Below are 24,107 nucleotides of genomic sequence, written 5' to 3' on the forward strand. Positions count from 1 at the left end.
TCGCGCGCAGGAGCCTTTGCCATGTCGACCCTGGTCTACGTCACGCATCCCCAGGTTCAGGTCGATGCCAGTGTTCCGGTGCCGGAATGGGGCCTGTCCGACATCGGGCGGGTGCGAGCCATTGCCATGCTCGATCAGCCATGGGTCGGGCCGATCCGGCGTATCGTCTCGTCGGCTGAGCGCAAGGCGGTGGAAACCGCCGAGATCATGGCAAGGCATCTGCGCCTTTCAGTCGAGGTGAGGCAGCGGATGCATGAGAACGACCGGTCGGCGACAGGCTTTCTGCCGCCGCCGGAGTTCGAAGCCGTCGCGGACCAGTTCTTCGCCAACCCATACAGCAGCATTCGCGGATGGGAGCGGGCCATCGATGCCCAGAACCGTATCGTGAGCGAGGTCGACACCGTGCTGGCCACCAGGCAGGCCGGCGATATTGCCGTCGTCGGCCATGGCGGCGTCGGCACGCTCCTGCTGCTGTCTCTCACCGGGCGGGCGATCAGCCGCGAAGCGGATCAGCCACCGGGCGGTGGCAACTATTTCGCTTACGATATCGGCGCGCGCCAAATCATCCACGGATGGCGGCCGATCGACAGATAGTCTTGACCAGCACCCGTTCAGCCGGCGTAAGCATATGGTCGACAAGCCCTCTTGGTGGCGTTGGAGTTGCTCAAGGGCGTGGATGGGAGTAATATTTCCTACCATCGAGCAATAGGAAGCTAAATGGCAAACGTCGAAAAAATGAGCGTGGCCGTGACCCCGCAACAGGCCGCGATGATGCGAGAGGCGGTGGAAGCGGGCGAGTATGCCACCGCAAGCGAGATTGTGCGCGAAGCGATGCGGGATTGGCTGGCCAAGCGCGAACTGCGGCATGACGATATCCGCCGGCTGAGGCAGCTCTGGGATGAAGGCAAGGCAAGCGGGAGACCGGAGCCTGTGGATTTCGACGCGTTGCGAAAGGAAGCTCGGCAAAAGCTGACGGAAGCCTCGCCGAATGGCCGTTAGGCTTGTCTGGTCACCCACAGCCAAGGCGGATCTCATCGACATCTACGTGATGATAGGCAGCGAAAACATACGGGCGGCCGATCGCTACTTCGATCAGTTGGAAGCGCGGGCCTTACAGCTGGCAGACCAGCCACGCATGGGTGTCAGGCGACCGGATATCAGGCCTTCCGCACGAATGCTGGTGGAGGCGCCGTTTGTACTGCTCTACGAAACGGTACCGGACACCGACGATGGCCCTGTTGAGTGGGTTGAAATCGTTTGTGTGGTGGATGGGCGGCGGGATCTGAACCGTCTGTTCTAGTTCTCTAACGGATCAGCAGCGCAGTGCCCCAAAGCCCAATCGCGAACACGGTGTGCGAGACCAGGTTGAGTGCCCGGATCTGCATCGGATTGGGCCGCTTCGACGCCGCCCATCCGGCACCCATCCCAGGCGCCAGCAGGAACCAGCCGGCGCCGACAGTGACGATGCCCAGGATGAAAGCCGGCAGGAAAGTCGGCGCCGCAAGCCAGGCGGCTCCTGCCACCACGACCAGGATGATGCCGTAGACGATGCCGACGAAATAATGAAACGCCCAGCCCAGCGCCACCTCATTCGCGTAGGGCGCGGCCACGCCGATATCGTCGTGGAAGACCTTGTCGCGCAAGTGCCAGACCCAGCGGCCGACGGGCCCCCAATTCGGCCGCGGCTGGCCGAATGCGTAGTGGAGGAAGAAGGCCCAGATATCCATCAGCACCGTGGCGCCGATGCCGATCGCGACCGCGCGCCAGAAGACGTCAAACATCTTTGGAATCCCCCCAAATTGTCACTTCTGGACTACAACCTCGATCGTCGGGCGAGAGCGGCCGCTGTGGCCTCGCCCGCCCGACGCCGTCGTTGAGCTCAGAGCTGTCCGAGAATATGAGCCGCACCGGACTCGTCGACGCCGGGCTTGGTCTCGACGTTGACCGCGGTGACCTTGCCGTCGTCGACGATCATCGAAAACCGCTTCGAGCGCAGGCCCATGCCGCCCGCGGAAAGGTCGTTATCGAGGCCGACCGCCTTGGCGAAATCGCCATTGCCGTCGGCAAGGAACAGGATCTTGCCCTCGCCGCCGGTGAAGCGCGCCCAGGCGCCCATGACGTGGACATCGTTGACCGAGACGACGGCGATGGTGTCGACGCCGCGCGCCAGGATGGCGTCGTGGTTCTCGATGTAGCCGGGCAGGTGGTTGTTGCTGCAGGTCGGCGTGAAGGCGCCGGGAACGCCGAACAGCACGACCTTCTTGCCGGAGAAAATCTCGGCTGACGTGATCGTCTTGGAGCCATCGGCGGTCATGGTCTTGAAGGTCGCTTCAGGCAGCTTGTCGCCAACGGAAATGGTCATGAGTTCCTCGCTTGGGGAATGGGAAGGATGCGTGCCTGCGTAGCGAACTCGGCGGCGTCCTGCAACTCTCGAGGTAGGATCACGGGAAAGGCAGAAGCCCTTCGACCGCGCCCGCCGAACTCGTCAGCGTATAGTGAAGCCCGCCATCGGTTGGTGTCGTCGAAGGGCGGTCGAGGATCGGCACGGTGAAGATCAGCTTGCCGTCCTTTTCACTGCGCGAAGGGGGGCCGAACATGTAGTCCCGCTCGCCGGCGACGAAGAAATCCGCCGCCGCCGGATCGCCTGGAAAACTCGCCTCTACAACCAGCGTCTCGTGATCGCCGGGCAGGACATTGATGCCGAAATCGGACCTTGCCGGTGCGGGCAACGCCGCGAAGCTCGCCTTCACCAGTGCCGCATCCTCGGCATTGTCCGGGTCGGAAGCGGGGTCGACGGTCAGCCGCGTCTGCACGGGGATGCAGATCGTTTCGCAGATGCCGAGAAAGACGTTGGCGTCGATGACGGCCTGATCCTTCACCGCCGACAGCGTGAACACCACCGGCAGCGACACCGGATAATCGTAACCTGCCCATTTGCCATAACCGTCGTCATGACGCTGCGGCGCCGGAAAGGACAGCTTGGCATCCGTGATGTTGGTGCTGGCGGAAACATCGAGTTGCGGCGGCACGCCGGCATCGCCCGGATCACGCCAGTAGGTCTTCCAGCCCGGCTTGAGCGCAATGTCGAGAACGCCCTGGATGCGGCCGGCATTGTCCGGCTTGCCTGACGTCACCAGCCGCACCTTGCCGCCTTCGCTGCTGTACCATGCCGACGAGGAGGCTGCGGCGGGAACGATGGTTGCCGATGCGATGGCGGCGCCGAGCAACAGAATTTTCAAGCTTTGCATGGCGGTGATTTGATCGTCCGTTCATGGCGGTGCAATGATTTCGATATCATATTTGCGTGACCCTTGCGGACAAACTATGCGGGCCTGGCGGCAGGGCTTTGGTCGAATCCACCGCTGCGCATCTTTTCGGCGCCGGGGAAACGCGTTACCCTCGCCGTCATGGATTTGTTGCGCCACAAGAAGACAGCCGCTGGACGCGGCTTTCTCGACGATCAGTTCCTGATTGCCATGCCCGGCATGAAGGACGACCGTTTCACGCGCTCGGTCATCTATGTCTGCGCGCACAGCGATGAAGGCGCGATGGGCCTGATCATCAACCAGACCCAGCAGATGCTGTTTCCGGACCTGTTGGTGCAGCTCGGCATCATGAACGAGCAGGAGGCGATCCGCTTGCCCGCGCAGGCGCGCGATTTCGTCGTGCGCAATGGCGGGCCTGTCGATCGCAGCCGGGGTTTCGTCCTGCATTCGGGCGACTACCGCGTGGAATCGTCGCTGTCCGTTTCCGATGACATCTGCCTGACCGCGACCGTCGACATATTGCGCGCCATTTCGTCGGGTCGCGGGCCTCGCCGCGCGCTGATGGCGCTGGGTTATTCCGGCTGGGGCGCCGGTCAACTGGAAACCGAGATCGCCGAGAATGGCTGGCTGACCTGCCCGGCCAGTCCCGAACTTCTGTTCGACGCCGACATCGAGCGCAAATACGATCGCATCCTCGCCTCGATCGGCATCGATCTCGCCCATCTCAGCCTCGCCGCCGGACACGCCTGACCCATCGAGCCGACACAGAGGCCGTTTCGAAACTCGCTCATGCGAGTCATATGATGGTGATTTCGAGAACCGGAGCGGAGCGTACTTAGGTACGTGAGCACCGGAAGCGCAGAAAGCGCCATCAGATGGCCGCAGGAGCAGAGTTTCCAAACGGCCTCTAAGCCTGCGTCAGCGGATATTGCTCCTTCAGCGTCTTCAGCACCTGGTCGCCCGGCATGGGCGCGCCGAACATGAAGCTCTGCACATATTCGCAACCCATCTGGCGCAGTTCCAGCGCGTCGCGTTCGTCCGAAATGCCCTCGGCCACCACCGAAAGGCCGAGCTCATGGGCCATGTTGACCATGGATTTGAGCAGCACGGCGCGCTTGGGTGTGCTGTCGTCGACAAAACTCTTGTCGATCTTGATGGTGTCGAAGGGGAAACGCGTCAGATAGGCGAGCGAGGAATAGCCGGTGCCGAAATCGTCCAGCGACAGGCCGATGCCGAGCTGCTTCAGCTTCGTCAGCACGTGGGCGGTCTGTTCCGGATTGTCCATCACCAGGGATTCGGTGAGTTCGAGCCGGAAGCAGCGCGGCTTCAGGTTGGCCCGTGCGATGACGGAGCGGACGTCGCTGACCAGGTCGCGGCGGATGAGCTGGCGGCTGGACAGGTTCACCGAGACCGACAGCGGCGCGTCGCCGATCTGCTTTTGCCATCCGGCGAGATCCTCGGCGGCCTGCTGCATGGCGAACAGCCCAAGCTGGACGATCAGCCCACAGCTTTCGGCGACGGGGATGAAATCGGCAGGCGGGATCATGCCGCGGCGCGGATGATCCCAGCGCAGCAGCGCCTCGAAGCCGGCGACGCTGCCGTCCTCCAACCGCACGATCGGCTGGTAGGCAAGCGTGAATTCGCGCCGCTCGATGGCGCGCCGCAGGTCGGATTCGAACTGCAGCCGGTCGGTGCCGACGGTGCGGAAAGCCGGACGGAACGGCTCGATCCTGTCGCCGCCGAAACGCTTGGCCTGATGCATGGCAAGCTCGGCGTCCTTGACCATGTCCTCGGCCGAGGTCTGGGCCGAGGTCCAGGTGATCAGGCCGATCGAGGCGGTCAGCACGATCTCGCGCTTGGCGAAGGTGATCGGATTGTTAATCGCATGCTTGATGGCATCGGCCACGCCGGCGATGCGGGCAGGGTCTTGTTCGGAAAGCAGCATCAGGGCGAATTGATCGCCGGCGAAGCGCGACAGCGAATCCTTCGGCTTCAAGAGCCGATGCAGCCGGCGCGCGATGGTGAGCAGGATGGTGTCGCCGGCCGAGATGCCGAGCCCGTCATTGACCTGCTTGAAGCGGTCGATGTCGATGACGAATACGGTCGGCCGCACCTTTTCCTCGGTGCGGGCGATCGAGATGATCGCCTCCAGCCGGTTCATGAACAGTTCGCGGTTCGGCAGGCCGGTCAAATTGTCGTGCACTGCGTCGTGCAGGAGCCGTTCCTCGGATTTCTTCTGCTCGGTGACGTCGACCATGGTGCCGACGCAGCGGATGACCTCGCCGTCCGATCCGATGACCGGGCGGGCGCGCAAGGCAAACCAATGATAATGCCCGTCGGCGCCGCGCAGGCGGAAGTTCTGCGACACCCGTCCGCGGCGGTGCTCAAGCACCACGTCGAGCGTCGTGCGAAACGTGTCGCGGTCGTCGGCATGCAGCACCGGCAGCCAGTTGCGCGCCGCACCCCCCAGGCTGTTGGGGGCCAGGCCGAGCTGGATGCTGACATCGGGTTTGGTGACTACGCGGTCGCGCAGCACGTCCCAGTCCCACACCGTATCGCCCGAACCGGCCACCGCCAGCGCCTGCCGCTCGAGGTCGGAGAACAGCCCCTGGTGCAACGCACCGCCGGCAAAGGCGTGCTGCATGACGGTGAAGCCGATCAACAGGATGATCAGGATCAAGCCGCCGCCGAGCGCCGGCTGGGCGATGTCGTTGTCGAGCATGCCGGTGATCGCCATCCACGATCCACAGAGCCACAACAGCACCATGACCCAACTGGGCACCAGCATGATGGCGCGGTCATAGCCGCGTATACCGAGGAAGATTATCAGGCCGAGCCCGGTCAGCGCCGTGGCGGCGAAGGATATCCTGGCGATGCCGGCGGCAACCGCCGGATCGACGATGGCGACACCGGCGATCAGCACCAGCCCGAGGATCCAGACCAGCGCGCCATAGCTGAAATGGCCGTGCCATCGGTTGAGGTTGAGATAGGCGAACAGGAAGACCACGAAGGTCGCCGCGAGCGCCACCTCGGTTCCCGCTCGCCACATCTGCTCGTTGCCGGGCGATATCTCGATGATCTTGTTGAGGAAACCGAAATCGACGCAGATATAGGCGAGCACCGCCCAGGCGAGTGCCGCGGTCGCCGGGAACATCGAGGTTCCCTTGACCACGAAAAGGATGGTCAGGAACAGCGCCAGAAGGCCGGCAATGCCGATGACGATGCCGCGAAACAGCGTGTAGGAATTGACCGAGTCCTTGTAGGATTCGGGATCCCACAGATAGACCTGCGGCAGCTTCGGCGAGGCGAGCTCGGCGATGAAGGTGATCACCGTGCCGGGGTTAAGCGTCACCCGGAACACGTCGGCGTCCGGGCTGGTCTGGCGGTCGAGTGCGAAGCCTTCGCTGGGCGTGATGGCGGCGATGCGGGTCGAGCCGAGGTCGGGCCAGAAGATGCCGGAATTCACCAGCCTGAAATGCGGCGCGACAATCAGCCGGTCGAGCTGTTGGTCGGTGGTATTGGCGAGCGCGAACACCGCCCAGTCGCCGGTCGAGCGTGCATCGTTGGCCTCGACCTCGATGCGCCGCACGATGCCGTCCGGCCCGGGCGCGGTCGACACCTGGAAATTCTCGCCCTGGTTGCGGTAGATCTCGACGGCGCCCGAAAGGTCGAGCGCGACGTCGTCGCGGGCAATCTTGATCGGCTCGACGGCGAAGGCCGACGGAGCCGCGCACAGCGTCAGGATCGTCGCAATGATAAAGGCGAACAGCGGCCCGTTTCGCAGGAAATTCGTCAAAATCAGTCCTTCGTTCCAGCGCCCGGCGGATCGTCAGCGATCCGGGCGTAGAGGTAGTGGTCCTGCCAGATGCCATTGATCCTGAGATAGGATCGAAGAAGTCCTTCGCGCTGGAATCCGGCTTTTTCAAGCACGCGGATCGACCGGATATTGTCGGGGATACAAGCCGCTTCGATCCGGTGCAACCTCAGCGTATCGAAGGCGAAGCGGGCCACCAGCTTGACCGCGTCGGTCATCAGGCCACGGCCGCCGAAGCGCTCGCCGATCCAGTAGCCGATATGGCCGCTTTGCGAGACACCGTGGCGAATGTTGCCGAGCGTAATTCCGCCCGCCAGCTTGCCGCTCGACTTCTCGAAGATGAAGAAGGCGATCGCTGTTCCTTGTGCATAGTCCTCGCGGTAACGGCTGATGCGCAGCCGCCATGCCGTGCGGTCGAGCTCATCGGGCGTCCAGCGCGGCTCCCACGGTTCCAGGAAGGCGCGGCTTTCGCCGCGCACCGCCGACCACTCGCGATAGTCGTTGGTCAGCGGCACGCGCAACGTCACGCGTTCGCCCTTCAGTGCCGGCAGGTCACGGCGAAAGAAAGGGAGCGCGAACACGACGCTTTGGGGGGCTTAGACGGCGAGCCTGCGGGCCGTGGTCTGCGTACCCGGAAGCGAATCGAGAATCGCCTCATATGGTGCCAGCGTACCCACAGGCCCGACAGCGGTAAGCGTCGGCTTGGTCGAGAACATCCGCGACGACAGGTCGGTCAGCCGTTCGATGGTCAGCGCCGACAGGCGCTCCATCAGCTCTTCCTTGGCGATTGGGCGGCCAAACAGAAGCAGTTGCCGCGCGATCTGCGAGGCACGGCTGGCCGGGCTTTCGGCGGACATGATCAGCCCGGCCCGATATTGGGCGCGCGCCCGGTCGAGTTCTTCCTGCAGGATGCTCTCCCCGGCCTTCTGCAGTTCGTCGATGATGACCGGCACGAGTTCCGCAATGTCGCTCTGCCCGGTCGCGGCATGGACGCCGAAGATGCCTGTGTCGGAAAAGCCCCAGTGGAAAGCATAGACCGAATAGCACAGGCCGCGCTTCTCGCGGACTTCTTGGAACAGGCGCGATGACATGCCGCCGCCAAGGATCATCGACAGCACCTGCGAGGCGTAGAAGTCGCGCACATGGTAGGCGCGGCCTTCGAAACCCAGCACGATCTGCGCGTCCATCAGGTCGCGATCCTCGCGGAAATCGCCGCCGACATATTGCGCGTACTGTGGAATGGTGCTGTCGGCCTTGCTGCGGAAGCCGCCGAGCTGCTTTTCGACCTCGCGCACGAAATTGTCATGCTTGATGTCGCCGGCAGCCACGATCACCATCCGCTCGGCGCCGTACTGGCGCTCGATGAAATCGTGCAACTGCTTGGACGTGAAGGATTTGACGGTCTCCGGCGTGCCCAGGATCGAGCGGCCGATGGTCTGGTGGCGAAAGGCCGTCTCGGTGAAACGGTCGAAGACGATATCGTCGGGCGTGTCGTGCGCGGCGCCGATCTCCTGCAGGATGACGTGCTGCTCGCGCTCGAGTTCCTGCGGGTCGAATTCGGACTCCTGCAGGATGTCGGACAGGATATCGACGGCCAGCGGCACGTCGTCGGACAACACCCTCGCATAGTAGGACGTCGTCTCGACACTGGTGGCGGCGTTGATCTCGCCGCCGACGTCCTCGATTTCCGAGGCTATTTCGAAAGCGCTTCGCCGCTTTGTACCCTTGAACGCCATGTGCTCGAGCAGATGGGCCATGCCATGCTCGTCGTCACGCTCGTTGCGCGCACCGGACTTGACCCAGGCACCAAGGGCAACCGATTCGATACTTGGAAGGGTTTCGGTGGCGACTGTCAGGCCGTTCGACAGACGGCTTACCTCAACACCCATATGGCTCTTACTCCCTAACGCGCCGCTCGCGCGCGGCGGCTGACGTAATCTTCCACCATTTTCAGGTCGGATGGAAGTACCGTGTATTTTTCCTCTGCCGTCATCAACCCGCCTAGCCATGCGGGCAGGGCGGGGTGGATACCGCTGGCGGCTTCGACCGCGGCTGGAAACTTTGCCGGATGAGCCGTGCCCAGCACCACCATCGGCACGGCACCGGCGGGCCTGCCTGCGGCGACGTGGACCGCTGCCGCCGTATGCGGATCGAGCAGGTAATTGCTGGCCGCAAGCGTCGAGCGGATGGTGGCAGCGACCTGGTCGGTATCGGCACGGCCGGCGTCGAATTCGGTCCGCATCCCAGTGATTTCCTGAGTTTCTATGGTGAAAGCACCCGACTGCTTGAGCCCCGCCATGTAACGCCGCACAGTCGAGGCATTGCGGCCGGAGGCCTCGAACAGCAGGCGCTCGAAATTCGACGACACCTGGATGTCCATCGACGGCGAGGTGGTCGCGAAGACGCCCTTTGTGCGGTATTCGCCGGTCTCGAAGGTGCGCGCCAATATGTCGTTGTCGTTGGTGGCGATGACCAGCCTTTCGATCGGCAGGCCCATCTTCTTGGCCGCGTAGCCGGCGAAGATATCGCCGAAATTGCCGGTCGGCACGGTGAAGGATACGGGCCTGTCCGGCGCGCCGAGCGACAAGGCCGAGGAGAAATAATAGACGATCTGGGCCATGATGCGGGCCCAGTTGATCGAGTTGACCCCCGAAAGCGCCACCCGGTCGCGAAAGCCGTGATCGTTGAACATGTCCTTGAGCAGGCCCTGGCAATCGTCGAAATTGCCTTCGATCGCCAGCGCGTGAACGTTCTGCGCGGTCGATGTCGTCATCTGCCGCTGCTGCACGGGCGAGACGCGGCCATGCGGGAAGAGGATGAAGATGTCGGTGCGGCTGCGCCCGGCAAAGGCATCAATGGCCGCCCCGCCGGTATCGCCCGACGTGGCGCCGACGATGGTGGCATGCTGGTCGCGCTCGGCGAGCACATGGTCCATCAGCCGGGCGAGCAACTGCATCGCCACGTCCTTGAAAGCCAGCGTCGGGCCATGGAAGAGTTCGAGGACGAAGGTGTTGGGAGCGATCTGCACCAGCGGGCAGACGGCTTCGTGGCGGAAGGTGGCATAGGCTTCACGCACCAGGCGCTCGAAGACGGGTGCGGCGATTTCGCCGCCAAGGAAGGGCGACAGCACGCGGATCGCAAGGTCGGGATAGGCAAGGCCGCGCATGGCGCGGATCTCGGACGGCGAAAACTGCGGCCACTCGCGCGGCACATAGAGCCCACCATCACGCGCCAAGCCCGCCAGCACGGCGTCGGAAAATCCAAGCGCGGGCGCTTCCCCACGGGTACTCACATATTGCATGTCACAGATCCGTTTGCCGTGTGGCTTTCCGTTCACCACAAGGTGGTTAATTTCTGCGCTGGCTCAGTCGCATTTTTGCCGCGCCGTTGATATACGTCACCAGCTTTGCGAGAGGGAAGTGGGAGTTTCATGGCGTTTCATACATCTAGCGGTCGCTTTGTGGCGGGTCTGGCGCTTACCGGCTTTATGCTCGCCGCCGCCGGTTGCCAATCGGGCGACAATGGCATCCTCAACCTCGGTTTCGGCAAGAAGGATCCGACCGCCCCGCCACCGCCACAGGATCCCAAGATTCTGGCCAGCCAGTTGAACGCCTATTGTCCGAGAGTGACGGTGCGCGATGGCACCGCCTTCTTCAACACCTATGCCAACGAAGCCCGGAAGCCCAAGCCCAAGCTCAAGAAGACCGGCGACGCCGAAGCCGACGCTGCCGCCCAGGCTGCGGCCGACGCCGCCGCGGCCACGCCGCCGGACGATTCGGCGAGGATCATCTATCAGGCGTCGATCGCCGACGTGACGCGCGATTGCAGCCGTGCCGACGGGCAGCTGACGATGAAGATCGCGGTCGCCGGCAAGATCGTGCCGGGGCCGAAGTTCTCGCCCGGAACCATCACCATGCCGATCCGCACCGCGGTGATGCACGGCACCGACGTGCTCTATTCGCAGATTCACCAGTATCAGGTCCAGGTCACCGATCCTTCGGTCGCCACACAGTTCGTGTTCACCGATTCCAATGTCGTCGTGCCGGCTCCGACGGCGCCGGACTATCAGGCCTACGCCGGTTATGACGAAACCGCGCCCAAGACGACGACGGACAAGCCGAAGAAGACCCACAGGAAGCGGGCGGCCGCGACAAACTGAGCGGTCTCAGAGCATTTCACCGTTTCACGGAAACGGCGAACCGCTCCATCTCTTTGTTTTTACGCAATTCCCTAGGGAAAGCGCTACGCGCTTTTCCCGGGAAAACCGTGTCACACTTTTCCTGGAATTGCTCAAGACCCGCGTGCATCGGGCTGGACGCTTGTCAGGCGTCCGCCGACCACTCCGACAGTGCGGCGATCACGCTTTTCAGTTCAGCCCAGCGGCGGATCACCGTCTCGGCGCCGGCTTCCGTCAGCGCATCGGCATGGCCGGGGTAGCTGTGGCTGGCGCCGGTGAAGCCGATCACGCGCATGCCGGCGGCCCTGGCGCCATGGACGCCGTGCACGGAATCCTCGATGACGAAAGTGTTCGCCGGCTTGGCGTTGAGTTTCTCCGCCGCCAACAGGAAGACGTCCGGAGCCGGCTTGGTTTTGCCGGTGGGCGTTTCCAGCGCCGAGAAGATGCGGCCGGCGAAAAACGGCAGCAGGTGCACCTTCTCCAGCATGAATTCTATCCGCTCGGAGCGTGAATTGGAGCAGATGCAGCGTTGCGTCGTGACCGATGCAACCGCCTCGCGCACGCCTTCGATGGCACGCACGTCGCTGCGCAGCTTCCTGTCGACCAGTTCTTCGGCGCGATCGATCAGCGACACCTGGAACGGGATTTTGGACTTCTCCTCGATCCGCATCAAAATGTCCTTGAAGGTCAGGCCGGCATAGGTCTCGGCGATTTCCTCGGCCGAGACCTCGTATCCGGCCAGGGTTATCAGCTCGGCCTCGACCCGCGCGGCGATGATTTCGGAATCGACGAGCACGCCGTCGCAATCGAAGATGACAAGATCTGGCTGGGGCATGACGATCCGGGACAAGGAGGATGGAGGGATGGCCGCTACGGGCTCAGGCGGCGCGGCATACACCAATGGCACCGCCTTCGCAAACCCGGCAGGTCGTTGCGTCGGCCTTCACCGAATATTTACGCTGATCGGTAACCATAACAGACAGTAAAAACAGTAACGCGTGCCTGGGGTGTAAAAATGTCTGCAGTGCGTCTTCTCGACGAGCTTTCCCTTGCTCCCCAGCAATCCGAATGGCTGGACACGATCCTCAAGGGCGACTGCGTCGCGGCCCTCGACCGCCTGCCCGAGAAGTCGATCGACGTCATCTTCGCCGATCCGCCTTACAATCTGCAGCTCGACGGCGACCTGCACCGCCCCGACCAGTCCAAGGTCGACGCGGTCGACGACGACTGGGACCAGTTCGAGAGCTTCGAGGCCTACGACGCCTTCACCCGCGCCTGGCTGCTGGCGGCGCGCCGCGTGCTGAAGCCGAACGGCACGATCTGGGTCATCGGCTCCTATCACAACATCTTCCGGGTCGGCGCCAAGATGCAGGATTTGGGCTTCTGGATCCTCAACGACGTCGTCTGGCGCAAGACCAATCCGATGCCGAATTTTCGTGGGCGCCGCTTCCAGAACGCGCATGAGACCATGATCTGGGCCTCGCGCGACCAGAAGGGCAAGGGCTATACCTTCAATTACGAGGCGCTCAAGGCGTCGAATGACGACATCCAGATGCGTTCCGACTGGCTGTTCCCGATCTGCACCGGCGGCGAGCGGCTGAAGAACGACAATGGCGACAAATTGCATCCGACGCAGAAGCCGGAGGCGCTGCTGGCCCGCATCATGATGGCCTCGACCAAGCCGGGCGACATCGTGCTCGACCCCTTCTTCGGCTCCGGCACGACCGGTGCCGTGGCCAAGCGTCTTGGCCGCCACTTCGTCGGCATCGAGCGCGAGCAGGCCTATATCGATGCCGCCAACGAGCGCATCGACGCCGTGCGGCCGCTGGAAGATGCCGACCTGACGGTGCTGACCGGCAAGCGCGCCGAGCCCCGCGTCGCCTTCGTGAGCCTGATCGACACCGGGCTGATGGTTCCGGGCGCGACGCTTTACGACGCCAAGAAGCGTTGGGCGGCCAAGGTGCGTGCCGACGGCACGGTGGCCATCGGCGACAGCGCCGGCTCGATCCACAAGATAGGCGCCGAAGTGCAGGGACTGGACGCCTGCAACGGCTGGACCTTCTGGCATTATGAACGCAGCGGCGGCTTGACCCCGATCGACGAACTTCGCCGCATCGCCCGCCTCGGCATGGAACGGGCAGGGGGCTGAACCCCTGCCACCGGCGCAATTCCTCGTAGATTCAAAATCTCAGCGGATTGCCGGAAGCGATTCAGATCACGCCTTGATTCCGAAGCGCTCAAGGTCTGCTTGAAGCGTCCTGGCGTCGGTGAACAGCACCGATTGCCAGCCCGCCGCCCGCGCGCCGTCGACATTCTTCGGGCTGTCGTCGATGAACAGGGTCGCCGATGGCTCGAGGCCGAACGCGGCCACGTGATGGTCGTAGATGTCGCGGTCCGGCTTGATCTTGCCGATCTCGCCGGAGATGGTGACGCCGCGCGGCCGCTCGAGGAAATCGAAGCGTTTGCGGGCCTCGGCAAGCGTGTCGGCGGCGAAGTTGGTCAGCATGGTCACATCGTGGCCGCTCTCGATCAGCCCGAGCATGATGGCGACGCTGTCGTCATAGGCATGCGGCACCATCTCGTGCCAGTGGCGGCGGAAGCCGCGGATGTTTTCCGCGTGCTCGGGATGTTCCGCGATCAGCAGCGCCTCGGCCTCTTCCCAGTTCCGGCCGCGGTCCTGCTCGAGGTTCCAGTCATGCGTGCAGATATTGTCGAAGAACCACTTTCTTTCTTCGGTATCGGGAATGAGGCGGCTGAACGGAATGTTGGGATCGTAATGGATCAGCACCTTGCCGATGTCGAAAACGATGTGGCGGATTTCAGTCATGGAGCCTCTTTCAATGCGGGCGTGGCTTTTTCGTCGCGCCGGGTATCGCCGCTTCGATTGCCTTTTTCATGACAGTGGGCAGCGCTTCCCCGGAAATTTCATGGGCCAGCGACCAGAAATGCCCCGCTGGCGCGGGACTGTCCACCTCGGCACGAAAGACGTCGAGTTCAAGCGCGAAATGGGTGAAGACATGCGCGATCTGGCCGGCACGCCGCCAGTTAGCGGGGAAAGGCGCCGCCGCCTCGGTGATTGCGCCGTCGATCCGCGCGGTCCATGCGGTCGTCGGCACCTCGGTCATGCCGCCAAGCAGGCCTTTGTCCGGCCGCTTGCGCAAAAGAATGGCGCCGTCACCGCGCACGGCCACGAAAGCCGCGCCGCGCCGCCGAGGCTTGTCTGCCTTCGGCAGGCGCACCGGGAAATGCTCGGGGTCGCCTGAAACGAGGGCGCTGCAGTCTTCGCGCAGCGGACACAGCGTGCAGCGTGGCCGGCGCGGGGTGCAGATCGTGGCGCCGAGATCCATCATCGCCTGGGCGAAGTCGCCCGGCCTTGTCGCCGGCACCATGCGTTCGACATGGACCCGGATTTCGCCCTTGGCTTCGCTCAGCGGCGTCGTGATCGAAAACAGCCGGGAGATGACGCGCTCGACATTGCCGTCGACAACGGCGGCGGGGCGATCGAAGGCGATCGCCGTGATGGCCGCCGATGTGTAGGCGCCGATGCCGGGCAGGTCTCGCAAGGCAACCTCCGTATCGGGAAATCGGCCGCCACGCGCCGCCACCAGATCGGCGCAGGCCTTGAGATTGCGGGCGCGGGAATAGTAACCGAGCCCCGCCCAGGCCTTCATCACGTCCTCGGTCGGCGCCGCGGCCAGCGCCTCGACATCGGGCCATTTCTCGACAAAGGCGCGGAAATAGGATTTCACCGACTCGACCGTGGTCTGCTGCAGCATGACTTCGGACAGCCAGATGCGGTAAGGGTCGGGCCGCGCGCCGCGTGCATGTTCGCGCGGGGTCACGCGCCATGGCAATTCGCGGTAGTGCACGTCGTACCAGGCGAGCAGGCGCGACGCGGTATCGCCTGAGATGGCCTTGCGGGTCTGGTCTGCTGGTGCCATTGATCTGTATGGGCCTGGCCGGTATCTGCTGGGGTGATGGCTGGAGAACGTACATGGCAGGGAGAACGCCCTACGGCAATCCCGTCCCGGTGAGCGATCTTGCGACCAAAATCCTCGATCCGGTGCTGCGCAAGCGGGCCGGCATCTCGATTGGCCTCGTCCAGTCCTGGGAAGAGATCGCGGGCCCGCGCCTCGCCAGCCGCTCGCGGCCTGAAAAGATCCAGTGGCCGCGCCGCCTGCATGAGGACGATCCTTTCGAGCCGGCGGTGCTGGTCATCGCCTGCGAAGGCATGGCCGCGCTTCATCTGCAGCACGAGACCGGCGAGATCATCAACAGGGTGAATGCCTTTCTTGGCTTCAACGCCATTGGCCGCATCAGGATCGTGCAAAAGCCGGTGACAACGGATAAAGGACGGCCCAAGCCGACCTTCAGGCCCTTGACGGCGGCGGAGAAGACGAAATTGTCCGGCACAGTCGAATTGATCGAGGATGAAGGGCTGCGCGCCTCTCTGGAAAGGCTGGGTGCGACGATTCTTGGTGAAAAAAAGTCGAAAACCCCTTGAAGACAGTCATGGATTTGTCGTCAACATCTCGCATTCGTGATCGCCCTTGTCAGGTTTCGCGATTGGATTGGGGACGGAGATGCCTTAATTCGCGCCAACTCTCGCCTTTTCGTGCCTTTGCATTGCAAAATTCAACCCTTGTCAGGTGATTCGTATGAACCGTCCCTCGTTCGGCAAAAGTCTGTCTCGCAGAAACGTCCTGTCTTCGCTGGCCGCCATTCCGGCGGTCGCCCTGCTCGCCGCCTGCAGTGACTCCGGCGAACAGGCCAAGGCGGCGGATGTGAAGCCTGCCGACCCGGCCACTCCGGCAAAGCCGGCCACGCCGGCGGCGGCCAAGGTGCCGGAAGCGCAGGGAACCGTCGACATGGCGGAACTGCTGAAGCCGGGCGCGCTGCCCGACAAGCAGCTCGGCAAGGACGACGCCAAGGTCACCATCGTCGAATACGCCTCGATGACCTGCCCGCATTGCGCGCATTTCGCCGAGACCACCTTCCCGGAACTGAAGACGAAGTACATCGACACCGGCAAGGCTCGCTACATCCTGCGCGAATTTCCGTTCGATCCGAGCGCGGAAGCCGGTTTCATGCTGGCGCGCTGCTCCAAGGATAACTATTTCCCGATGGTCGATGTGCTGTTCAGGCAGCAGGCGAACTGGGTTGGGGTATCGAACACCAAGGATGCGCTGCTGCAAATCTCGAAGCTCGCCGGTTTTACACAGGAGTCCTTCGAGGCCTGCTTGACGGACCAGAAACTTCTGGACGATGTGAGATCGGTCCAGAAGCGCGGCGCCAATGAATTCAAGGTCGACTCGACACCGACCTTCTTCATCAACGGTAAGACCTACAAAGGGGCGATGTCGATTGAGGAAATATCGGCCATCATCGACCCTCTGCTCTGACATCGGCTCAGCGCTGAAGCGGCAGCGTTCCGGCGCTGCCCGCTCTAGCGTTTTGACGCGGTTTCTTGCCGCAAAACCGCGGGACAATTTCGCGGAACCCGCCTGTGAGGCGCATGAATGAGGTTTTCGCGCCTCCGCCTTCTCGGCTTCAAGTCCTTCGTCGAACCCGGCGAGTTCGTCATCGAACGCGGCCTGACGGGCATTGTCGGGCCGAACGGCTGCGGCAAGTCGAACCTGGTCGAGGCGCTGCGCTGGGTGATGGGCGAAAGCTCCTACAAAAACATGCGCGCGTCCGGCATGGACGACGTGATCTTTTCCGGTTCGGGCACCCGGCCCGCGCGCAACACCGCCGAGGTCACGCTTTTCCTCGACAACAGCGACCGATCCGCGCCCGCCGCCTTCAACGATGCCGACGAATTGCAGGTGTCTCGCCGCATCGAGCGCGAGGCCGGTTCGCTCTACCGCATCAATGGCAAGGAGGCGCGCGCCAAGGACGTGCAGCTTCTGTTCGCCGACCAGTCGACCGGCGCGCGCTCGCCGTCGATGGTCGGCCAAGGCCGCATCGGCGAACTGATCCAGGCCAAGCCGCAGGCGCGTCGCGCGCTGCTCGAAGAGGCGGCCGGCATTTCCGGCCTGCACACCCGCCGCCACGAAGCCGAACTGCGGCTGAAGGCCGCCGAACAGAACCTCGAGCGCCTGGACGATGTCGTCGGCGAGCTCGAAAGCCAGATCGAAAGCCTGAAGCGCCAGGCGCGCCAGGCATCCCGCTTCAAGAACCTGTCGGCTGACATCCGCAAGGCCGAGGCGACATTGCTGCACTTGCGCTGGACGCTGGCCAAGACGCAGGAAGGCGAGGCGCGCTCGGCGCTGGCTGTCGCCACGGCATTGGTCGGCGACCGCGCCGCCGCGCAGATGAACGCGGCCAAGGAGCAGGGCATCGCCGCCCATCGCTTGCCCGACCTGCGCGACGCTGAAGCCGCCGCCGCCGCCGCATTCCAGCGCCTGTCGATCGCCAGGTCGCAGATCGAGGAGGAGGCCGGCCGCATCCGCGCCCGCCAGGCTGAACTCGAGCGGCGTTTGCAGCAGCTCGACGGCGACATCGCCCGCGAGGAGCGGATGGTGCGCGACAATGCCGATGTTCTCGAGCGCCTGCGCACCGAGGAAGCGACGCTGAATTCCGAGAATGCCGGCGCCGCCGAGCGCGAGGCCACCACCCGCGCGGCATTCGAGCAGGCTGCATCGATGCTTGCCGCCAGCGAAGCCAAACTGGCCACGCTGACCGCCGAACGGGCGGAGGCCGCCGCCTCGCGCCACCAGATCGAACGCACTTTGCGCGAGACCGCCGAGCGCCGCGACCGCTTTGCCCGCCAGCTCGCCGAGGTCGACCGCGAATTGTCGGACATCCTCTCCAAGGTGGCCGGCCTGCCGGATCCGGCCGAAAAGCGCGTGCTGGTCGAACAGGCCATGGCGCTGCTGGAGGAGGCCGAAGCCGCAGTGGCCCAAGCCGAGCAGTCGGTCATCGATGCTCGCGCCGCGGAAAGCATTGCCCGGCCGCCGCTTCAGGACGCCAGGGCCGAACTGGCGCGCATCGAGACCGAAGCGCGCACGCTGGCCAAGATCCTGAACGCCGCCAGCGGCGATCTTTTCCCTTCGGTGCTGGAACAGATCAGCGTCGAACGCGGCTTCGAGACGGCGCTGGGCGCCGCCCTTGGCGAAGACCTAGACGTCCCGCTCGACCGCAGCGCGCCGGTGCACTGGGGTGAAAGCGCAATCCAGCCCGGCGACGCTGCCCTGCCCGAAGGCATCAAGAGCCTTGCCAGCGTGGTTCGCGCTCCGGCGCAGCTTGCCCGCCGCCTGGCGCAGATCGGCATTGTCGAAGCGGCGGACGGCCGCCGGCTGCAGGCGCTGCTCGCGCCCGGCCAGAGGCTGGTCAGCCGCGAGGGCGCGCTCTGGCGCTGGGACGGACTTGCCGCCAGCGCCGACGCGCCGACCGCCGCGGCGCAACGCCTGGCGCAGAAGAACCGGCTTGCCGAACTCGATGCCGAGGCGGTGCAGGCGACACTTGTCCTGCGTCACGCCGAGGAGAATTTGGCTGAGGCCGAACAGGCGCTTCGCCTGGCCAGCGAGGCCGAGCGCAACACGCGCCAGGCCGGACGCGACGCCCAGCATCGCCTGGACGCCGCCCGCAACGCGCTGGCCGAGGCCGAGAAGGCCGGTGGCGAATTGTCGAGCCGGCGCGCCGCACTCGACGAGGCACGCGCACGCATCGTCGACAGCCATGAGGAAACCTCGGCTGCCTTCGTCGAGGCCGAGATGCTGCTGCAGGACGCGCCTGATCTCGGCGACCTGCAATTGCAGCTAGAACAGTCCTCGGCCAATGTCGCCCGCGACCGCGCCACCCTTGCCGACGCCCGCGCCGTCCATGAGGGGTTGCGGCGCGAAGCAGAGGCGCGTGCACGCCGGCTGGATGCCATCGGCGCCGAACGCAGCAATTGGCTGGTGCGTGCCGAAAATGCCTCGACGCAGATCGCATCGCTCAGCGAGCGCAAGGCCGAGGCCGAGGCGGAGCGCGAGCGGCTGGCCGACGCCCCCGACGAAATCGATGCCAAACGGCGCGCGCTGCTGTCGCAGCTCACCGAGGCCGAGACCTTGCGCAAGGCCGCCGCCGACCGCCTGCAGGAAGCGGAAAACAGGCAGGCCGAGCTGGACAAGGCGGCCACCGGGGCCATCCAGTCGCTGGCCGAGGCCCGCGAGACCCGCGTCCGCGCCGAGGAACGGCTGACCGCGGCCGACGAGCGCCGGCTGGAGGTCGAGGCGCGCATCCAGGAAACGCTGAACACGCCGCCGCATCTGGTGATCCGCCATACCGGCCTGGAAGCCGACGATCCGATGCCTGAAATGGGCGAGATCGAACGTCAGCTCGACCGGCTGAAGATCGAACGCGAACGGCTCGGCGCCGTCAATTTGCGCGCCGAGGAAGAGCAGAAGGAACTGTCCGACCGGCTGGAGGCAATCGTCTCCGAGCGCGAGGACATCATCGAGGCGATCCGCAAGCTCAGGCAAGCGATCCAGAGCCTCAACCGCGAAGGCCGCGAGCGGCTGCTGGCCGCTTTCGATGTCGTCAACAGCCATTTCCAGCGGCTGTTCTCGCATCTGTTCGGTGGCGGCACGGCAGAATTGCAGCTGATCGAATCCGAGGATCCGCTCGAGGCGGGGCTCGAAATCCTGGCCCGCCCGCCCGGCAAGAAGCCGCAGACCATGACGCTTTTGTCGGGTGGCGAGCAGGCGCTGACGGCGATGTCGCTGATCTTCGCCGTGTTCCTGACCAACCCCGCACCGATCTGCGTGCTCGACGAAGTCGACGCTCCGCTCGACGATCACAATGTCGAACGCTTCTGCAATCTCATGGACGAGATGGCTAAGACCACCGAGACGCGGTTCGTCATCATCACCCACAACCCGATCACCATGGCGCGCATGGACCGGCTGTTCGGCGTCACCATGGCCGAGCAAGGCGTCAGCCAACTGGTGTCGGTCGATCTGCAGGCCGCCGAGGCGATGCGCGAGGCGAGCTGACGCGACCGGGCCAATAGCGCGCTCCGGACAGCTCGCACAACAGGCTGGATTGGCGGTCAGCCCTTGCGGTGCAGCACCCAGTTTGCACACATCGCGACCACGAGACCGCCGGCCATGCCGATGCAATCGGCAATCCAGTCGAACATGTCTAGATCGCGGTCTATCAGCGTCGTCCCTTGAAGAACTTCGCGGCTCCGACCAGCGCCAGGAAGATGATCAGCCCGACTTTGCGCTGCGGCCAGCCGAGACTTCCAAGCACAGCCAGAGGGCACATCACGAGCATCCTGTTGCGCCCGTAACGGACCGAACGGACCGAAATGTGATGGCTGGGGCGCCAGGATTCGAACCTGGGAATGTCGGTACCAAAAACCGATGCCTTACCACTTGGCGACGCCCCAATAGCCGTCAGAGTCGCTTGTGCGGCGCGTTATTAGCAGAGCAGCCGAAAAGCACAATGCTTATGAGCGATGCCGATAACGCCATGCACGGCACGGTGCTGCCGGTGATGTGAAGCGCTATTCGCTCCACACGGCCAGCTCGTTGCCGGCCGGATCGACAAATTGGAAGCGCCGGCCGCCGGGGAATGAGAAGATCGGCTTGACGATCGCGCCGCCGGCACTTTCCACGGCGCGCAGGGTTTTCTCCAGATCCCTGCTGTAGAGCACGGGCAGGGGCTTGGCCGGTGCCTCCTCGGCCTCGGCCTGAAAACCTCCGTCCAAACCTTCCGCAAAGGCCGAATAGGTCGGTCCGTAGTCGGTGAACGACCATGCGAAGGCGGAACTGTAGAAAGCCTTCAACCGGTCCAGCGTGCCGCCGGTTGCCGGCATTTCCAGATAATCGAGTTTTCCATCCTGTTTCATGGGATACCTCTTTGTTCTCTTTATGTTCTAGTGTGGGTATAGTGGGGTGGCAAGTCTTTTTTGCCGCACCCTTGGACATCGCTTTTTCTTAATCGATTGTAGGGGCCGGACGACTTTGCCGGCACCTTGCCTTTCGCACTGCACCATCATATCGCTCCAGGGTCGGACGCGGCGGAACCATTGGTTTCGTCAATCTTTCCAATCTCCCGCAACCGGAGAGCAAGCATGACCAAATGGGTTTTCACCTTTGGCGATGGGGCGGCGGAAGGCCGTGCCAGCGACAGGAATCTGCTGGGCGGCAAGGGCGCCAACCTGGCCGAGATGTGCAGCCTTGGCTTGCCGGTGCCGCCGGGCTTCACCATCACCACCGAGGTCTGCAACGCCTACTATGCGAACGCCCGCGCCTATCCGGCGGGATTGGAAGCCGATGTCGCGGTCGCGCTCGACCACATTGGCCAGCTGACCGGCCGCCGGTTCGGCGATCCGTCGAAGCTGCTCTTGGTTTCCGTGCGCTCCGGGGCTCGCGCCTCGATGCCTGGCATGATGGATACCGTGCTCAATCTCGGCCTGAACGACGAGACCGTCGAGGCGCTGGCCGGTGATTCCGGCGATGCACGCTTTGCCTATGACAGTTATCGCCGCTTCATCCAGATGTATTCTGATGTCGTCATGGGTCTCGATCACGAGGTGTTCGAGGAAATCCTTGAAGACCAGAAGGCCAGCCTCGGCCACGAACTCGACACCGAGCTGACGGCCATCGAATGGCAAGGCGTGATCGCACTCTACAAGGCCAAGGTCGAGGAGGAGCTCGGCAAACCCTTCCCGCAGGATCCGCATGAGCAGCTCTGGGGCGCCATCGGCGCCGTGTTTTCGAGCTGGATGAACAACCGCGCCATCACCTACCGCCGCCTGCACGACATCCCCGAGAGCTGGGGCACGGCGGTCAATGTCCAGGCCATGGTGTTCGGCAACATGGGCGAGACCTCGGCCACCGGCGTCGCCTTCACCCGCAATCCGTCGACCGGCGAAAAGCAGCTCTATGGCGAGTTCCTGGTCAATGCGCAGGGCGAGGATGTCGTCGCCGGCATCCGCACGCCGCAGAACATCACCGAGGCGGCGCGCATCGCCGCCGGCTCGGACAAGCCGTCCTTGCAGAAGCTGATGCCCGACGCCTTCCAGTCCTTCGTGACGATCTCCGACAGCCTGGAAAAGCACTACCGCGACATGCAGGACCTCGAATTCACCATAGAGCGCGGCAAGTTGTGGATGCTGCAGACCCGGTCCGGCAAGCGCACCGCCAAGGCGGCGCTGAAGATCGCGGTCGAAATGGCCAGGGACGGCCTGATCACGAAGGAGGAAGCCGTTGCACGCATCGATCCGGCCTCGCTCGACCAGTTGCTGCACCCGACCATCGACCCGAAGGCCGCGCGAGACGTCATCGGCGTCGGCCTGCCGGCGTCTCCGGGCGCGGCCACCGGCGAGATCGTCTTTTCCTCCGGCGATGCCGAGGATCTGAAGGCGCAAGGCCGCAAGGCGATCCTGGTGCGCATCGAGACCAGCCCGGAGGACATCCATGGCATGCATGCGGCGGAAGGCATCCTGACCACGCGCGGCGGCATGACCAGCCATGCCGCCGTCGTCGCGCGCGGCATGGGCAAGCCCTGCGTCTCCGGCGCTGGCTCGCTGCGCGTCGACTACAAGGCCGGCACGCTGCTCTCGATGGGGCAGACCTTCCGCAAGGGCGACATCATCACCATCGATGGCGGCAACGGCCAGGTGCTGAAGGGCGCCGTGGCGATGCTGCAGCCCGAACTTTCAGGTGATTTCGCCGCCATCATGGAATGGGCGGACGCGGTGCGCCGCATGAAGGTGCGCACCAATGCCGAAACGCCGCTCGACGCCCGCATGGCGCGCTCCTTCGGCGCCGAGGGCATCGGGCTTTGCCGCACCGAACACATGTTCTTCGACGGCGCCCGCATCGTCGCCATGCGCGAGATGATCCTGGCCGACACCGAGAAGGACCGCCGCACCGCCCTTGCCAAGCTTCTGCCCATGCAGCGCTCGGATTTCCTGGAACTCTTCGAGATCATGGCCGGCCTGCCGGTGACGATCCGACTGCTCGATCCGCCGCTGCACGAATTTCTGCCCAAGACCGAGGAGGAGGTGGCCGAAGTCGCCGCCGCCATGAACGTGTCGCCGGACAAGCTCCGGCAACGCACCGACGCCCTGCACGAATTCAACCCGATGCTCGGCCATCGCGGCTGCCGGCTGGCCGTCTCCTATCCCGAGATCGCCGAGATGCAGGCGCGCGCCATTTTCGAGGCCGCCGTCGAGGCCGGCAAGAAGGCCGGCGCGCTGGTGGTTCCCGAGATCATGGTGCCGCTGGTCGGCCTGGTGAAGGAACTCGACTACGTGAAGGCGCGCATCGATGCGGTCGCCAAGAGCGTGATGGACGAGAGCGGCGTCAAGATCGACTACCTGACTGGAACCATGATCGAATTGCCACGTGCGGCGATCCGGGCTCATGTCATCGCCGCTACAGCCGAGTTCTTCTCCTTCGGCACCAACGACCTTACCCAGACCACCTTCGGCATTTCGCGCGACGATGCTGCCTCTTTCCTGGAGACTTACCGCCAGAAGGGCATCATCGAGCAGGATCCCTTCGTCTCGCTCGACATCGACGGCGTCGGCGAACTGGTGCGCATGGCTGCGCAAAAGGGCAGGGCGACGCGGCCCGACATCAAGCTCGGCATCTGCGGCGAACATGGCGGCGACCCGGCATCGATCCGTTTTTGCGAGGAGGTCGGACTCGACTATGTATCGTGCTCGCCCTATCGTGTGCCGATTGCCAGGCTGGCGGCCGCGCAGGCAGCGGTGCAGGTGGCAAAGACCGGGCGCGGATAGGAAGCGAGCCCGGATCGAAACTTACGGTTTTGTATGAAAACTCACGCGAACGTGCCGAAGGCGTTGCGTAATCTCGACATCGTCACTGCCTAATCTGCGCACGGACCG

At 64.0% G+C, this 24,107-nt stretch carries 21 protein-coding genes and 1 tRNA gene; 10 read left to right on the top strand and 12 right to left on the bottom strand.

Annotated elements, in window-relative coordinates; genetic code table 11:
• Positions 1-21: 21 nt before the first annotated feature.
• The 3 genes from LB577_RS13665 (at position 22) to LB577_RS13675 (ending at position 1,300) form a co-directional block, all read left to right on the top strand.
• On the top strand, positions 22-594 hold the full coding sequence (locus tag LB577_RS13665) for a histidine phosphatase family protein (protein WP_224687081.1): 573 nt from the start codon (positions 22-24) through the stop codon (positions 592-594).
• 123 nt (positions 595-717) lie between these two features.
• On the top strand, positions 718-999 hold the full coding sequence (locus LB577_RS13670; protein ID WP_023778699.1) for a type II toxin-antitoxin system ParD family antitoxin: 282 nt from the start codon (positions 718-720) through the stop codon (positions 997-999).
• Entirely contained in the window at positions 989-1,300 is a 312-nt protein-coding gene (locus LB577_RS13675; RefSeq protein ID WP_224687082.1) for a type II toxin-antitoxin system RelE/ParE family toxin, read from the top strand. Before LB577_RS13670 ends, LB577_RS13675 begins: the two co-directional genes overlap by 11 nt.
• Before the next feature lie 4 nt (positions 1,301-1,304).
• Here the strand turns inward: LB577_RS13675 and LB577_RS13680 are convergent, their stop codons facing one another.
• The 3 genes from LB577_RS13680 to LB577_RS13690 all read right to left on the bottom strand — a co-directional run bounded on the left by LB577_RS13680 (position 1,305) and on the right by LB577_RS13690 (position 3,248).
• Entirely contained in the window at positions 1,305-1,781 is a 477-nt protein-coding gene (locus LB577_RS13680; protein ID WP_023764478.1) for a DUF2938 domain-containing protein, read from the bottom strand.
• Between the two features lie 98 nt (positions 1,782-1,879).
• Complete coding sequence (locus tag LB577_RS13685; protein ID WP_224687083.1) at positions 1,880-2,362, bottom strand: peroxiredoxin; 483 nt, start codon at positions 2,360-2,362, stop codon at positions 1,880-1,882.
• 79 nt (positions 2,363-2,441) lie between these two features.
• Complete coding sequence (locus LB577_RS13690; protein ID WP_224687084.1) at positions 2,442-3,248, bottom strand: protein-disulfide reductase DsbD domain-containing protein; 807 nt, start codon at positions 3,246-3,248, stop codon at positions 2,442-2,444.
• Positions 3,249-3,407: 159 nt separating this feature from the next.
• On the opposite strand from LB577_RS13690, the gene LB577_RS13695 reads away from it, so the two are divergent.
• Positions 3,408-4,016, top strand: a complete 609-nt coding sequence (locus tag LB577_RS13695; protein WP_013896642.1) for a YqgE/AlgH family protein — start codon at positions 3,408-3,410, stop codon at positions 4,014-4,016.
• A 157-nt stretch (positions 4,017-4,173) separates the two neighbouring features.
• On the opposite strand, the gene LB577_RS13700 is transcribed toward LB577_RS13695, so the two are convergent.
• From LB577_RS13700 to thrC, 4 genes are read right to left on the bottom strand one after another with little or no spacing between them, the layout of a single operon-like run.
• On the bottom strand, positions 4,174-7,062 hold the full coding sequence (locus LB577_RS13700) for an EAL domain-containing protein (protein WP_224687085.1): 2,889 nt from the start codon (positions 7,060-7,062) through the stop codon (positions 4,174-4,176).
• Positions 7,063-7,064: 2 nt separating this feature from the next.
• Positions 7,065-7,661, bottom strand: coding sequence for a GNAT family N-acetyltransferase (locus LB577_RS13705; protein ID WP_023764475.1), 597 nt, complete (start codon positions 7,659-7,661; stop codon positions 7,065-7,067).
• Positions 7,662-7,676: 15 nt separating this feature from the next.
• Positions 7,677-8,969: a M16 family metallopeptidase gene (locus tag LB577_RS13710; protein ID WP_013896639.1), complete on the bottom strand. Its 1,293-nt coding sequence runs from the start codon at positions 8,967-8,969 to the stop codon at positions 7,677-7,679.
• Positions 8,970-8,983: 14 nt separating this feature from the next.
• Positions 8,984-10,381, bottom strand: coding sequence for a threonine synthase (thrC, locus tag LB577_RS13715; protein ID WP_224687086.1), 1,398 nt, complete (start codon positions 10,379-10,381; stop codon positions 8,984-8,986).
• A gap of 129 nt (positions 10,382-10,510) precedes the next feature.
• Between thrC and LB577_RS13720 the strand changes: the two genes are divergently transcribed.
• Complete coding sequence (locus LB577_RS13720; RefSeq protein ID WP_224687087.1) at positions 10,511-11,239, top strand: hypothetical protein; 729 nt, start codon at positions 10,511-10,513, stop codon at positions 11,237-11,239.
• Between the two features lie 163 nt (positions 11,240-11,402).
• On the opposite strand, the gene LB577_RS13725 is transcribed toward LB577_RS13720, so the two are convergent.
• Positions 11,403-12,092 carry an HAD family hydrolase gene (locus LB577_RS13725; RefSeq protein ID WP_013896636.1) on the bottom strand — a complete coding sequence of 230 codons (690 nt, stop codon included), beginning with the start codon at positions 12,090-12,092 and terminating at the stop codon, positions 11,403-11,405.
• Between the two features lie 180 nt (positions 12,093-12,272).
• On the opposite strand from LB577_RS13725, the gene LB577_RS13730 reads away from it, so the two are divergent.
• Positions 12,273-13,406, top strand: coding sequence for a site-specific DNA-methyltransferase (locus LB577_RS13730; RefSeq protein WP_023764471.1), 1,134 nt, complete (start codon positions 12,273-12,275; stop codon positions 13,404-13,406).
• A 66-nt stretch (positions 13,407-13,472) separates the two neighbouring features.
• Here LB577_RS13730 and LB577_RS13735 read toward each other — a convergent pair whose 3' ends face one another.
• Both LB577_RS13735 and mutY read right to left on the bottom strand, forming a co-directional pair.
• Entirely contained in the window at positions 13,473-14,084 is a 612-nt protein-coding gene (locus tag LB577_RS13735; RefSeq protein WP_224687088.1) for an HAD family hydrolase, read from the bottom strand.
• Between the two features lie 10 nt (positions 14,085-14,094).
• A complete protein-coding gene (gene mutY, locus LB577_RS13740) occupies positions 14,095-15,198 on the bottom strand; it encodes an A/G-specific adenine glycosylase (RefSeq protein ID WP_224687089.1) in 1,104 nt (367 codons plus the stop codon).
• Between the two features lie 53 nt (positions 15,199-15,251).
• Here mutY and LB577_RS13745 point away from each other — a divergent pair, with 53 nt between their 5' ends.
• The 3 genes from LB577_RS13745 (at position 15,252) to smc (ending at position 20,235) form a co-directional block, all read left to right on the top strand.
• Positions 15,252-15,761: a DUF721 domain-containing protein gene (locus LB577_RS13745; RefSeq protein WP_023764468.1), complete on the top strand. Its 510-nt coding sequence runs from the start codon at positions 15,252-15,254 to the stop codon at positions 15,759-15,761.
• Between the two features lie 154 nt (positions 15,762-15,915).
• Positions 15,916-16,659, top strand: coding sequence for a DsbA family protein (locus tag LB577_RS13750; RefSeq protein WP_224687090.1), 744 nt, complete (start codon positions 15,916-15,918; stop codon positions 16,657-16,659).
• A 117-nt stretch (positions 16,660-16,776) separates the two neighbouring features.
• Positions 16,777-20,235: a chromosome segregation protein SMC gene (gene smc / locus LB577_RS13755; protein WP_224687091.1), complete on the top strand. Its 3,459-nt coding sequence runs from the start codon at positions 16,777-16,779 to the stop codon at positions 20,233-20,235.
• A gap of 323 nt (positions 20,236-20,558) precedes the next feature.
• Here smc and LB577_RS13760 read toward each other — a convergent pair.
• A tRNA-Gln gene (locus tag LB577_RS13760) sits at positions 20,559-20,633 on the bottom strand.
• A 117-nt stretch (positions 20,634-20,750) separates the two neighbouring features.
• Positions 20,751-21,095, bottom strand: a complete 345-nt coding sequence (locus tag LB577_RS13765) for a VOC family protein (RefSeq protein ID WP_224687092.1) — start codon at positions 21,093-21,095, stop codon at positions 20,751-20,753.
• Positions 21,096-21,320: 225 nt separating this feature from the next.
• Here LB577_RS13765 and ppdK point away from each other — a divergent pair, with 225 nt between their 5' ends.
• Positions 21,321-23,999: a pyruvate, phosphate dikinase gene (gene ppdK / locus LB577_RS13770; protein ID WP_224687093.1), complete on the top strand. Its 2,679-nt coding sequence runs from the start codon at positions 21,321-21,323 to the stop codon at positions 23,997-23,999.
• Positions 24,000-24,107: the final 108 nt, after the last annotated feature.

Origin of the sequence: Mesorhizobium sp. B283B1A, from assembly GCF_020165735.1 — a bacterium.
Lineage (GTDB): Bacteria > Pseudomonadota > Alphaproteobacteria > Rhizobiales > Rhizobiaceae > Mesorhizobium > Mesorhizobium opportunistum.